The 13,842-nt window shown below is 37.0% G+C and carries 11 protein-coding genes and 1 rRNA gene; 5 read left to right on the top strand and 7 right to left on the bottom strand.

Translation table 11 applies throughout. The features are described from left to right. Positions 1–1,248 (top strand): threonine ammonia-lyase IlvA, encoded by a 1,248-nt coding sequence (gene ilvA, locus G521_RS0113215; protein WP_026898947.1) that lies wholly within the window; start codon positions 1–3, stop codon positions 1,246–1,248. Between the two features lie 7 nt (positions 1,249–1,255). Here ilvA and G521_RS0113210 read toward each other — a convergent pair whose 3' ends face one another. Then, on the bottom strand, positions 1,256–2,116 hold the full coding sequence (locus G521_RS0113210; protein ID WP_081675086.1) for an alpha/beta hydrolase: 861 nt from the start codon (positions 2,114–2,116) through the stop codon (positions 1,256–1,258). A 148-nt stretch (positions 2,117–2,264) separates the two neighbouring features. Between G521_RS0113210 and G521_RS0113205 the strand changes: the two genes are divergently transcribed. After that, on the top strand, positions 2,265–2,738 hold the full coding sequence (locus G521_RS0113205) for a ribonuclease H-like YkuK family protein (protein WP_026898945.1): 474 nt from the start codon (positions 2,265–2,267) through the stop codon (positions 2,736–2,738). Positions 2,739–2,744: 6 nt separating this feature from the next. Here G521_RS0113205 and G521_RS17265 read toward each other — a convergent pair whose 3' ends face one another. From G521_RS17265 to G521_RS0113190, 3 genes are all read right to left on the bottom strand, one after another. Continuing rightward, on the bottom strand, positions 2,745–3,335 hold the full coding sequence (locus G521_RS17265) for a DUF4468 domain-containing protein (protein WP_051189752.1): 591 nt from the start codon (positions 3,333–3,335) through the stop codon (positions 2,745–2,747). Positions 3,336–3,409: 74 nt separating this feature from the next. After that, positions 3,410–4,477 carry a porin gene (locus tag G521_RS0113195; RefSeq protein WP_026898944.1) on the bottom strand — a complete coding sequence of 356 codons (1,068 nt, stop codon included), beginning with the start codon at positions 4,475–4,477 and terminating at the stop codon, positions 3,410–3,412. Positions 4,478–4,549: 72 nt separating this feature from the next. Beyond that, on the bottom strand, positions 4,550–5,929 hold the full coding sequence (locus tag G521_RS0113190; RefSeq protein WP_026898943.1) for an ammonium transporter: 1,380 nt from the start codon (positions 5,927–5,929) through the stop codon (positions 4,550–4,552). 467 nt (positions 5,930–6,396) lie between these two features. Here G521_RS0113190 and G521_RS0113185 point away from each other — a divergent pair, with 467 nt between their 5' ends. Beyond that, positions 6,397–6,891: an SRPBCC family protein gene (locus G521_RS0113185; protein WP_026898942.1), complete on the top strand. Its 495-nt coding sequence runs from the start codon at positions 6,397–6,399 to the stop codon at positions 6,889–6,891. Here the strand turns inward: G521_RS0113185 and G521_RS0113180 are convergent. Continuing rightward, positions 6,875–7,840, bottom strand: a complete 966-nt coding sequence (locus G521_RS0113180) for a TIGR01212 family radical SAM protein (RefSeq protein ID WP_026898941.1) — start codon at positions 7,838–7,840, stop codon at positions 6,875–6,877. The genes G521_RS0113185 and G521_RS0113180 overlap by 17 nt on opposite strands. A gap of 116 nt (positions 7,841–7,956) precedes the next feature. Between G521_RS0113180 and corA the strand changes: the two genes are divergently transcribed. Both corA and G521_RS0113170 read left to right on the top strand, forming a co-directional pair. Then, positions 7,957–8,910 carry a magnesium/cobalt transporter CorA gene (corA, locus tag G521_RS0113175; protein WP_026898940.1) on the top strand — a complete coding sequence of 318 codons (954 nt, stop codon included), beginning with the start codon at positions 7,957–7,959 and terminating at the stop codon, positions 8,908–8,910. Positions 8,911–8,998: 88 nt separating this feature from the next. Further along, positions 8,999–12,367, top strand: coding sequence for a methylmalonyl-CoA mutase family protein (locus G521_RS0113170; RefSeq protein WP_026898939.1), 3,369 nt, complete (start codon positions 8,999–9,001; stop codon positions 12,365–12,367). A gap of 42 nt (positions 12,368–12,409) precedes the next feature. On the opposite strand, the gene G521_RS0113165 is transcribed toward G521_RS0113170, so the two are convergent. Together G521_RS0113165 and rrf are read right to left on the bottom strand one after the other, a co-directional pair. After that, positions 12,410–13,390: an acyl-ACP desaturase gene (locus G521_RS0113165; RefSeq protein WP_026898938.1), complete on the bottom strand. Its 981-nt coding sequence runs from the start codon at positions 13,388–13,390 to the stop codon at positions 12,410–12,412. A 157-nt stretch (positions 13,391–13,547) separates the two neighbouring features. Then, positions 13,548–13,659, bottom strand: a 5S ribosomal RNA gene (rrf, locus tag G521_RS0113160). Between the last annotated feature and the right edge of the window lie 183 nt (positions 13,660–13,842).

Genomic DNA, 13,842 nt, shown 5'->3' with positions numbered 1-13,842 from the left:
ATGGAAAATGACACCCAAGTTTTTAATGTACAAGCAGCAGCGGAGCGATTAAAGGATATTGTAAAGCACACACCTTTAGAATTCCATGCAGGCTTATCAGCTAAATACAATTGTAATATTTATTTGAAACGCGAAGATCTTCAGGTAGTACGTTCCTACAAATTGCGTGGAGCGTTCAACATGATTTCTGCTTTAACTTTTGAAGAAGCATTTAAAGGAGTAGTTTGTGCAAGTGCGGGAAATCATGCGCAGGGCGTAGCTTACAGTTGCCAAAAACTGGGAATTAAGGGAACTATTTTTATGCCCGAAATAACGCCAAAACAGAAAATAAAGCAAACCCGGATGTTCGGTGCGGAGTGGATAGAAATTGTTCTGACCGGCGACACGTTTGATGATTGCCTGAAAGAAGCATTAAAGTTTAGCGAAAAGCATCAGCAGGTGTTTATCCCTCCTTTTGATCATCCCGGCATAGTGGAAGGACAGGCAACTGTAGGAATGGAAATTTTGAAAGACCTCCCCGAAACCGATGTAATTATTATGCCTGTTGGTGGCGGTGGATTAGCCGCCGGCGTTGGTTCTTATATCAGAGATATTTCTCCTTTATGTACATTAATTGGCGTTGAACCAGAAGGCGCACCATCTATGTCGGAAGCATTTTTAGCCGATAAACCGGTTTTATTAAAACAAATAGACCGTTTTATTGATGGTGCCGCCGTTAAGCGTGCCGGGACTTTCACATTCCCAATTTGCAAAGAAGTTCTGGATAAAATGATTTTAGTTCCGGAAGGAAAAGTCTGCTCTGTGATTCTTGAACTCTACAATGAAAATGCAATTGTTGCAGAACCTGCAGGTGCTTTATCTGTGGCAGCACTTGATCAGTTAAAGGATAGCATTTCAGGCAAAAACGTAGTTTGCATTATCAGCGGGGGCAATAATGATATAGAACGTATGCAGGAAATTAAAGAGCGATCATTATTATATGAAGGCTTAAAGCACTACTTTATTATCAGTTTTCCACAGCGGCCGGGTGCATTAAAAGATTTTGTAAATTTAGTCTTAGGAAGAGATGATGACATCACCCGTTTTGAGTTCATCAAAAAAACCAACCGCGAACGCGGGCCTGCTTTAGTGGGTATTGAATTAGGTTCTCCACAGGATTATCTTCCGCTGGTTCATCGTATGGAATTGCATCATTTCGATTACAAAGCAATCAACGGAAATAAAACTCTGTTTGAATTCTTAGTCTGATGGGATCCTATTTCAGATATAAAGAAATCCAGGAATTAATTTCATTTAAAAAATCGGGGGTTTTATCAATGCCTGCAAACTCATGTCCCAAATCATCATACACTATCAGTTTGTTTGAAACATTAAATTGATCAAGCCTGGTTTTAAGTTCGGCAGATTGCTGAAATGGAACAATTGCATCAAGCTTTCCGTGAAATATAAGTGTTGGTGCTGACGAGCCGGACACATGCGTAACCGGACTTGCCTGTATATACAAATTGGGATTTGCATTAAAACTGGTACCAAGAAATCCTTCCAGAACCCTGCTCTGTAATAAATTTGAATTTCGGAAATCGCTGAAATTAGTTGGGCCAGCCATGGACACAACCGTTTTAATTTTGTTGTTAGCGTTATTCTGATAAGAATATAAAAGTGATAAATGAGCTCCGGAACTAGCTCCAACAATCGCGTAAGCTGAGGAAGATATTTTATAATTTGAAGAATTGGCTTCCAGAAAGTCAAATACTTTTTTAATATCATTGACCTGGGCGGGATGAATATTATTCTCCGCAGTATTGGTTAAACGGTAATTCATATTCACCGAAGCGTAACCCTGATCTCGCATATATTCTGCTAATTCTGTCAGCATTGCTTTATCTCCACCCGACCAAAAACCACCATGAATAAATAAGATTACCGGAGTTAGGGAATTCCGTGAGGCAGGCAGATAGATATCCATATTATTTTGTGAATGATCCGCATACTTAACATTAATTAAATCTTGCTTGCTTAAGGCAGGTATCGTGTCATTAGTTTCCTTGCAACTTATATTAATCAGAAGCAATAAAAGAGCTCCCATTCTAACATATCTTAAAAATAAATTCTTCATACTTAATAATAATAAAAATTACTACACCCTATTATACTCCTTCAGAATATTTTAATTCAATATATAACTATTTGTAAACAAATGCTTTATCTTTATTAATAGACTATGGAAAATTAAAATCATTAACTCATCTTTTTATTTAATTCGTATGATCTGGAAAAAATTTAACGGAGAAAAAATACAAATTCCCATTTATGAAGAAGTTGAACAGGTAATTGAACGAGAAATCAATCTTGGTCACAAACTGAAAGTTTGCATCGGAACAGATTCTCAGGTAAAAGGTTCAACAACCGACTTTGCGACGGTTATTGTTTTTATCAGAGAGCAAAAGGGCGGTTTTATGTTTATTCATCAGGAAAAAAGCACTCAGAAAATGAGTATAAAAGAACGGATGCTGATGGAAGTTGCAAAATCTATTGAATGCGCCTATTCTCTATGCGACTTACTGGATCTTTATGATGTAGATTTAGAAGTGCATGCAGATATTAATACAAACCCAATGTTTAAATCTAACCAGGCCCTGCATGAAGCTATGGGATATATTCTGAGTATGGGATTTGTATTTAAAGCAAAGCCAGAGGCTTTTGCCAGTTCAACCTGTGCTAATAAAATTGTTCAGTAATCTGCTTCACCAATCCTTCCCGATAAGTGTTTTAGATTTATTTGTATTTTCAGAAGTGCTATATTCGCCAGCGAGATATTTTTTAAAGCTTTCGCCGATTTTTTTAGACTGCTCTGCAGTTGTTCCGATAGTATTTTTCCATTCCAGAGCATTAAGTTTTCCGGGATCTTTTTCCAGAGGAGTATAATTTGTGATTAAAGGAACAAAATTCCCATAACGGTCCCGCTGGTATGGCAGAAATTTAAAATCGGTTAACCAATAGCGATATTTTCCTTCTTTAATTTCGCATGTAAAAGTAAATACCATTTCTCCTTTCGGATGACTTAGAACCAAAGCCTCCTTGTTTAAAATAAATTTTCCCGCTCCGTTTAGCAAACTATCTGCCTGTAAGAAGGATGTTTTAAGTTTTAAATTCTTCTTTTTGAAAAAATAAAGAGAGCGCTTGCTTAAACTATCCTTTGAAATTTGCGGAACATCAACTACTTCGTAATAAATATATTTTCCCCGCTCATCCAATAGAAGGTCATTTTCAAATGGCTGAGAATAACTATAAGCAGGTATAAAAAAAGATAGCAGGACTATAAATATTATTTTCATCGTAGTAAATTGAAAGTTGATGAATTATTCTAAAAGATCCTGACTCTTATTGTAGGTGTAATAAATTATCAGGATTAAAAAGCAAAAACTGCAGCTAAAGAAAATTGAGACGCATTTTCTGTAGGTATTAAGTTGTTTTTGGTAAAAGATCCGGCATCGCCATTATCAAATCTAACTTCCGGAATAAAAGTAAATGATCCTGATTTCAAATTTCCGGATAATGTAAGCGATGTAAAATCATTCCCTATTGTTGAGCCAGCATCTTTCACTTTAAAATACTCGCCTCTGGCGCCTAAACTAAAGCCGGGAGTTATTGAATACTGAGGATACAATGCAACACCGCTATACCCTCCATTATCATTGGAAACGCTGTAATCAGCAGCATTTAAACCCAGCTTAAATTTTTCAGTAATTTGGTAAGATGTCGTCAGATCAAGAATAGTTCCGGTTCCATCGGCCTGGTTAGAGTATCCTGATAAAACATTTAAATACGCTGACCAGCCTTCGGCAGGGGCCAGCATTAATTGAGCTCCTACATGAGAAACTCCATTAAAGTCCTGGTAAATATTCCAGTCATTAAACAATCCAACCATCAGGCTTGCTTTTGGAGAAAATGAATAAGTGGCTTTTATACCTGCATTTTGGAAAGGTCCGGCACCAAATAAATAAGAGGTTGAATAATTAAAATTGGCGACTGGTGAAATTACTTCATATCCTACGAAAGTGCCCATATAGCCTGCTGTCATAGAAAATTTGTCTGTAAAAGCATAGTTCACGTATAAGTTCTGAATATTAAAACTTGAAAATCCTTCCACACCATTTTCGCTGGTAACCGGAGCCGCATTAGGGATTGATTGAAAAGTTCCTCTGGGCCCGAATGAGAGCTCACCAACAAAAGATGCTTTTCCGGAGTTTTTCTTTAATGCGATATCAATCATCCCAATTGAAATGGAATTATGCTCATCTGCAAAATAGGTTAAGATATTATTCGGAACGTTTTCAAAATCGTATTTGTAATATGTATCTACAGAACCCGAAATTTGTAAAGGTTCTGAGGTTGGCTCTTCCTGAGCTACCTGAGCCATCACAAGTGTTGTGGCACTTGCCAAAAACATGCTGATACCGGTAATTTTTTTAAACATAACGTTGAAATTTAATTGCTGTAAAAAATTAGATCAATTGTTAATAATTAGTTCTGAACTGCATAGAGAAACTTAATAGGTTACTTTTTCATGAACCTCGTGCCCATTAACAATTAAGGTACCCTGAGAATATTTTTCATTATGCTGACTTGCATCAAGGCCTTCTTCTTCATCTTCAGAACTAACCCGGATAGGTTCAATGAGGTTAATGAATTTAAAAATTACATAAGAAACTATGAAACTGTAGGCAACAACTATTGCAACACCTTTTAATTGGGTAAAAAAGAATGCAGCATCTCCATAAAACCAGCCATCTGCACCTGCAGCATTCACAGTTTTGGTTGCGAAAATACCTGTCAGCAACATTCCAACAATACCTCCTACACCATGACATGGAAATACATCCAATGTATCATCTAATGATGTTTTTGACTTAAGATGCACCGCGTAATTAGAAATTATTGCCGCTAATACTCCAATAAAAATACTTTGAGGAATTGCTACCAGACCGGCTCCGGGTGTTATTGCCACAAGTCCAACTACGGCACCGATACAAAAGCCTAATACAGATGGTTTTTTACCTCTTAATACATCAAAAAACATCCATGACAACCCAGCTGCTGCTGCGGCTATATTAGTGGTTGCAAAAGCAGAAACTGCAAGGGCGTTAGCTCCAAGTGCAGATCCGGCATTAAAACCAAACCATCCAAACCACAGTAAACCAGTACCTATTAATACATATGGAATATTTGCCGGTGGAATTTCCTGGCGTTCCTGATGCACTTTTCTTCTTTTAAGTACTAAAGCCCCGGCCAATGCTGCCATACCTGCAGAAATATGTACTACCGTACCACCTGCAAAATCAAATACTCCGAGTTTAAACAGAAAACCTTCCGGATGCCAGGTCCAGTGAGCCAGGGGGGCATATACAAACAAACCAAACAATACAATAAAAGAAATATAGGATGTGAATCGGATTCGCTCGGCAACTGCTCCCACAACCAGACCCGGCGTGATAATAGCAAACATGAGCTGAAACAGAGCAAATAAGGTGAGCGGTATTGTTGGAGCTAAACTCCAGGAGGGGCCGGAATTTACTCCCTTAAAGAAAAAGTAAGTTGAAGGATTTCCAATGATCCCGTTAATTGAATCTCCAAAGGCTAAGCTAAAGCCAACTGTAATCCAAAGCACGCTTACAATTCCTGCGGCAACCACACTTTTGATCATAGTAGAAATTACATTTTTACGATGAACCATTCCGCCATAAAAAAATGCAAGACCTGGAGTCATTAAAAAAACCAGAGCGGTTGCTACTAAAATCCAGACAATATCTGCACTATTATACTTTCCGTCATCATTAAAATTAGGCAAAGCAGGAATAAATAATGAAGACAAAGCAATTGCAGACAAAACTGCAAAAGGAACTACTTGTTTTAACTGAATTTTGTTCATCTTAATTATAATTAATGGATCAAAAACTAAATGAATTGATAATATTATTATAAACATACAAAATAATTGCATTATTTAAAATTTTTCAATAAAAATTTTATTAAAATCAATATTTAAATAGATAAAATTTAAAAAATATTATAATATCAGTACAGATTACAGAGAATTAAATAGAAAACTGATTTAATTATTTTATTAAGTATATATTATTCAAACAAATTTACTTCAATAAACAATTAAAGACTATATATCAATTGAAAAGAAGAACATATAGAGAATTAATAGAATAAAATCACATCAAATGATACAAACAGAGCAAAAGACCTTCTATTTAAATATGAATTCAGAAATAATGCATGATATATTTAGCAGATTAAGAGATTCCTAAAATTGTCATTGCGAAATCACTATTTACAATACTTCATATCTGTGTCTTAAATCATGATAGATTTACAAAAAACTCTCAATTGAAAACATATTCATTTACTTTCGAGCAAAATCTTCCTATCAGTCTTTCAGAAGCCTGGAATTTCTTTTCATCTCCTGTGAACCTTGCTAAAATAACTCCGGCAGAAATGGGCTTTGTTATTACTTCAGAATTTAAACAGGAACAAAAGATGTATCCGGGAATGATCATTACTTATAAAGTAAGTCCATTGCTTGGAATCAAAATGGATTGGATGACCGAGATTACCCATGTAAAGGAGGGAGAATATTTTGTAGATGAACAACGATTCGGTCCTTATGCCATGTGGCATCATCAGCATCATTTTAAAGAGATTACCGGAGGAGTGAATATGATTGATATAGTAAACTATGCTATTCCATACAGTTTTGCCGGGAGAATTGCCAATAGGCTAATTGTAGAAAAAGAAATCCGGAAAATATTCAGCTTCAGGGAAACTAAAGTCGAGGAACTGTTTGGAAAATATAATGAGGAAGCAATTACAGCACTGAAATAATTTCAGGAATATATTTGCTTCCCTGAACTACTCCCCTGCTTTCCAAACCTTTATCAATATAAGACTGAATCTGAGATTTTTTCATGCCCCAATTGGGTGCGATCAGCAATTCATAATCTGATAAACCAAATATTCTCTGAAGTACAATATCAGGTCTTAATAGCGGAATAAACTCGGCAAGAAAATCGGTATACTCATCAATAGTAAATAGTTTAAAAGGTTCTTTTGCGAACCTTGAGCCCATTATAGAGCCTTTAACTATATGCAGATGGTGTAATTTTACAAATTTTATTTGAGGGAAGCGGTTAATTTCATGGGCGTATTTCAGCATCATATCCTGAGTCTCCCAGGGAAATCCAAAAATTGTATGAACACAAATATCAATTTTTCTTTTATCGGCTAAAATCAGGGCATTTTCTAATTCCTGATGAGTACAACCCCGGTTAATTTTTAACAGTGTATCATCATATATAGATTCCATTCCCATTTCCAGATCCACATCAAAGCGATCTGAATAACTTTCCAGCAAATCTATTTTTTCCGGATCAATGCAATCCGGGCGTGTTCCTACTGACAATCCTACTATATTTTCCGTGTTAATACTTAAGGCCTCGTCATACATCATCTTTAAATAATGGGTTGGCGAATAAGTATTTGTATTAGGCTGAAAGTAAACTATAAATTTTTCAGCCCGGTAGTTTTTTATTGCTCGTTCCATTCCCTGTTCAATTTGTTCGCGAATTGTGGGAAGCCGGCGTGAAAGCTCAGGAGTAAAAGAATCTACATTGCAATAGGTACAACCACCATAACCTTTACTTCCATCGCGGTTTGGACAGGTGAAACCACCATCAGCTATAATTTTATATACACGCTGACCGTCATACTTTTTTTTAAGATATGCACCGTAATGGTTGTAATTCTTGTGTCCGAAATCTAATGGAGTGCTCAAAACTTATATTTTTGTGATTGCTTGCTAACGTTTTCTAATCCTTTGATAATAGGAAAACCATACTTGCAGATTTTTCAAAGATACATATTCAGGTTCACAACCATAAAATCCATTCTATGCTAAGAATTTACTACAAGAAAGACCAGCGTTTAGCCAAAGAAAATGAGCTGGAAATGCTAAGAGGCATTCCGCTTCAGGATTTAGTGTGGGTGGATTTACAGAACCCAACCGTTGAGGAAAAAATCACTATTGAAACTTACTTTGACATTAAATACTCCTCGGAAGAAAAATCATCAGAGATTGAAAGTTCGTCGCGTTTTAATGAGGTAGAAGATGAACTGATTATTAATACCAATTTCATTTCGTTTAAGCCAAATGGTTTTGAATATTCAACAGCTTCAATAGTTTTAGAAAAAGGTATTTTATTCACCTACCGGGATGATGATTTGAAGACCTTTATGGAATCAGTGAAGAAGATTCGCTCAAATGCTTCCATATTTACAAACGGCTACCAGGTTTTATTAACCATCCTGGAAACAGCAATTGACCAAGATGCTGATGTAATAGAAAGTCTGGCAAAGGAAATTGCCGAACTTAACCAGAAGCTAACTTTAAGCAGAAACCGCTCTGATGAAGAAATCCTTTTAAAGATTTCATCCTTCCAAAACAGCAATATGCTTCTGCGTGAAAATATAATAGATAAGCAACGACTCATTTCTGCATTAATGAAAAGCAGTTTATTTCCCGAAGAATATATGAGCGTTTTACGAATTATGATTAAAGATATAAGCTCTTTAATTGAGCACAATAAATTTGCTTTTGAAAGGCTGGAATATCTTCAGGATACATTTATGGGTCTTGTTAATATTGAACAAAACCGTATTATTAAAATATTCACGGTAGCTACCGTAGCTTTTATGCCTCCAACTCTTATTGCCAGTATTTATGGAATGAATTTTAAATTTATGCCGGAACTGCAATGGGAGTATGGATATATTATTGCCGTTCTGTTGATGATTCTGTCATCTGCTTTCACTTTAATTTATTTCAAAAAGAAAAGCTGGCTGTAAATTACTATCCTCTTACAGGCCTTAGCCTGCACTTTCAAAAAACACTCAAAAGCGTATAAATGATTACATTTACGCAGATTTTAGAAACATGGAAACTATCGAAATTTACAAGCCAAAACATAAAATACGTTTTGTTACAGCCGCCGCATTATTTGACGGACATGATGCTACAATTAATATCATGCGCCGAATCCTGCAATCATCGGGTGCTGAAGTTATACATTTAGGTCACAACCGTTCTGTAGATGAAGTAGTTAACTGTGCAATTCAGGAAGATGTTCAGGGAATTGCCATGACATCCTACCAGGGTGGACATATAGAATATTTCAAATACATGTATGATCTTTTAAAAGAAAGAGGTGCTGGTCATATTAAAATTTTCGGAGGCGGCGGAGGAGTAATTCTTCCCTTTGAAATTGAAGAACTTAAGCAATACGGTATCACTCAAATTTATTCACCTGATGACGGCCGCAAAATGGGTTTGCAGGGAATGATTAATGATATGATGAAGCAATGTGATTTTTTAACAAAGACCAAACTGAACGGTGAATTTAAAGGCATTATAAATAAAGAGGTTAAGTTCATTGCTTCTGCAATTACAGTTGCAGAAAATCATCCGCAGGAAGCTGAAGAATTCCTGAAAGAAGTTAAAAAACTTATTGGCCAAAAAACAATTCCCGTACTTGGTATAACCGGTACCGGCGGTGCAGGCAAATCATCTTTAGTAGATGAGCTTGTAAGGAGATTTCTGGTTGAAACCGACAAATCTTTAGCAATTATTTCAGTAGATCCATCTAAACGTAAAACCGGCGGCGCTTTGCTTGGAGATCGTATCCGGATGAATTCCATAAACGATCCAAGGGTTTACATGCGATCACTGGCAACCCGGCAAGCAAATTTAGCGTTGTCCAAATATGTTCAGGAGTCAATTGATATTTGTAAAGCTGCAGGTTATGATCTGATCATTGTAGAAACATCAGGAATCGGGCAGTCGGACACAGAAATTACCGAGCATTGCGATGTGTCATTATATGTCATGACTCCGGAATTTGGCGCTGCCACTCAACTGGAAAAAATTGACATGCTTGATTTTGCTGATTTGGTAGCAATAAACAAATTTGATAAACGCGGAGCATTAGATGCTTTACGCGATGTCAGAAAGCAGTATAAGAGAAATCATCACCTATTTAGTGCAAATGATGAAGACCTGCCGATTTTTGGAACAATGGCATCTCAGTTCAATGATCCGGGAATGAATAATTTGTTTTTATCCCTAATGAACGCCATTAGTAAAAAAACCGGATTAGATTTTACTACCCGAATGGAATTGAGCGATGCCCAATCTGAGAAAATATACATTATTCCCCCAGATCGTACCCGCTATTTAGCTGAAATTGCGGAAGCAAATAAGGATTATAATGAATGGGTTAACAAGCAGTGCAAAATTGCACAGCAATTATTCCAGATAAAGGGGGTTTTAGATTTAGCAGGGGAGAATAAAGATCTTAACATTGGAGAAGGTTTGAGTGAGGCCTATTCAAGGTTGGAAGAAAACCTGGATGGTGAATGCCGCAGGTTACTTCGTGACTGGCCAGAAACCATTAAGCGTTATAAAGCAGATGAATTTATATTCAGGGTTCGTGATAAGGAAATTAAACAATCCCTATATTATGAATCCTTATCTAAACTGCGTATTCCGAAAATTTCTCTCCCACGCTATGAGGCATGGGGCGATATTTTACGATGGATATTAACTGAAAATGTACCGGGAGAATTTCCATATGCAGCTGGTGTATTTCCTTTAAAACGTGAAGGAGAAGATCCAACCCGGATGTTTGCCGGAGAAGGCGGCCCTGAGCGTACCAATAAACGTTTTCATTATGTATCTTTAGATCAGCCTGCTCATCGTCTCTCTACGGCTTTCGATTCAGTTACCCTTTACGGGGAAGATCCGCATATACGCCCTGATATTTACGGGAAGATCGGAAATTCTGGAGTAAGCATAGCTACTCTGGATGATGCTAAGAAATTATATTCTGGTTTTGATCTGTGTCATGCATCCACCTCGGTATCCATGACCATTAATGGTCCGGCACCAATGCTCCTGGGTTTTTTCATGAACGCGGCAATTGATCAGCAGTGCGAGAAATACATTATTAAAGAGGGTATTGAAGAACAGGTTCAGGATAAAATAAATTCCATTTACCAATCTAAAGGAATAGAGCGTCCCAAATATAACGGCGATTTGCCGGCAGGAAATAACGGACTTGGTTTAATGCTTTTAGGAGTAACGGGCGACCAGGTTTTACCGGCAGATGTTTATCAAAAAATTAAGGCTTACGCCATTGCAAGTGTTCGGGGAACAGTTCAGGCAGATATTTTAAAAGAAGATCAGGCACAAAACACCTGCATCTTCTCTACCGAATTTGCATTGAGAATGATGGGAGATATTCAGAAATATTTTATTGATCACCAGGTTAGGAACTTCTATTCTGTTTCTATTTCAGGATATCATATTGCAGAAGCAGGAGCAAATCCAATTTCTCAGCTGGCCTTTACCCTTAGTAATGGTTTCACTTTCGTGGAATATTACTTAAGCCGCGGAATGAACATTGATGATTTTGCACCAAACCTATCCTTCTTTTTTTCCAACGGAATTGATCCAGAATATTCAGTAATCGGTCGGGTTGCCCGCCGGATTTGGGCCAAAGCGATTAAGTATAAATATAAGGGAAATGATCGTTCTCAAAAATTAAAATATCATATTCAAACTTCAGGCAGGTCATTGCATGCACAGGAAATTGACTTTAATGATATACGTACAACATTGCAGGCGCTTTACGCGATCTATGACAATTGCAATTCGCTTCATACAAATGCGTATGACGAAGCCATAACTACTCCTACAGAAGAATCTGTACGCAGGGCAATGGCTATTCAATTAATTATAAACCGTGAATTAGGATTAGCAAAAAATGAGAATCCGCTACAGGGATCTTTCATAATTGAGGATCTTACAGATTTGGTGGAAGAGGCAGTGTTAACCGAGTTTAAACGGATTAATGATCGTGGCGGAGTTTTAGGTGCGATGGAAACCATGTATCAGCGGGGAAAAATACAGGAAGAATCGCTGTATTATGAAACGTTGAAGCATTCGGGTGAATTCCCTATTATTGGTGTAAACACTTTTCTTAATAAAAATGGATCGCCTACAATTGTTCCATCAGAAGTAATCAGGGCGACTGAAGAAGAAAAGGAATTTCAAATCACAGCTTTGAAATCTTATCAAGCAAGAAATCAGGATGTTTCTTCTGATCTCCTGAAAAACCTTCAAAAGAGAGCAGTGAATGGTGAAAATATCTTTGAAGATTTAATGGAAGTTTGTAAAGTTTGTTCTTTGGGACAAATTTCAAATGCTCTTTATCAGGTAGGCGGGCAATACAGGCGAAATATGTAAATATTATTAAACAAAAATGCCCTGTTAATCAGGGCATTTTTATTATCCAGCTATCCAGCTAAATTTATATTCTAAAGAAGGATTCTTCATTCGTTCAGCCACTCTCATTAGCCTCGAAGGCAAGTTTACAACATAGTCACGGGCTTTTTCACCTGCATCATTCAAATCTTTTAATCCTTCAATTTGCCAGTCATCGATTAGTTGCTTCATGATATCCACATAATCAATAGCTGTGTACACTCCTAATCGTTGAGCAGCATCTGTGAAATGGCCAAAAGTTTGCCCCATCTTCAAACCAACTTCGCGAAGAAAATGTGCTGGCATAACAATTTTATTACGCATCATATCTTCAAAAGCAATCATTGCTTCATTGGGATCAACTTCAAAAATTCGCATCATGAAGTCTTTATAAGCCTTGGCATGACGGGCTTCATCTGAAGCTATCACTCCGCACATTTTAGAAAGTAAGGTATCTCCATCACGTTTAGCCAGAGAAGCAACTCTTCGGTGAGAAACATTTGTAGCCAATTCCTGGAAACTGGTATATATGAAATTACGGTACGGATCGTGTCCGGTACCAATATCAAAGCCATCGGCAATAAGATATTGCGTAGATATTTCCATCTGGCGCATATCAACTCTCCCGGAAAGATATAAATATTTATTTAACAGGTCTCCATGACGATTTTCTTCAGCAGTCCAATGACGAACCCATTTCATCCATCCGCCCTGCTCATCTTTCGAAATCCCGTCAACCATTGTTAACCAGGATTCATATGTAGGAAGTGCTTCTTCAGTAATAGTATCGCCAATTAAAACTGCGACCAGATCGTAGGAAAGATCTTTTGCATTTTCTTTCAGATCTCTGATTTCATTAAAAAAATCAGGTTTGGTTGAATCAGGTAAAAAATCAGAAGGCTGCCAGTTAGTATCAATAGGCTTGAGGTATTCGTGCATTTTTTCGAGCATATATTTTTCAATATGCATTAATACTTCTCTACGGGATCCAATACTGAAATTCATATGTATAAATTAAGTGGGTAAAGATAAGCATTAACCTTGATTTGCTTAGAAGCTATTTGCAATTTGAGTGTCCCAAAATCAAGTATTTAGTCCCTAAACCGATTTTTTTTTTACAAAAAAAAGCCTTGTCTTTAAGGGACAAGGCTTTGATTATAAAATTGGGCACCGACCTACTCTCCCACCTGTTACGGCAGTACCATTGGCTCTGGCGGGCTTAACTTCTCTGTTCGGAATGGGAAGAGGTGGACACCGACGATATAGGCACCTAAAGCTTTTGAGCTTCCGTTCATCCGTTTGAAGTTCCTTGGAACTACTCACTTCTGAATTTCACTACTAATATCTTAACACACTGGAAAAAGTACTTGAATAAGAAAACAACAATATATTCTATCTGCCTTATGCATGCCAAGCCGCAAGGGTTTGGGTGCATGAAGAAAGCTTCGGGTAATTAG

This window comes from Daejeonella oryzae DSM 19973 (assembly GCF_000422945.1).
Classification (GTDB): domain Bacteria; phylum Bacteroidota; class Bacteroidia; order Sphingobacteriales; family Sphingobacteriaceae; genus Daejeonella; species Daejeonella oryzae.
Note: the sequence above shows the minus strand (reverse complement) of the source record. Positions and strands in the feature narration are given on the sequence as shown.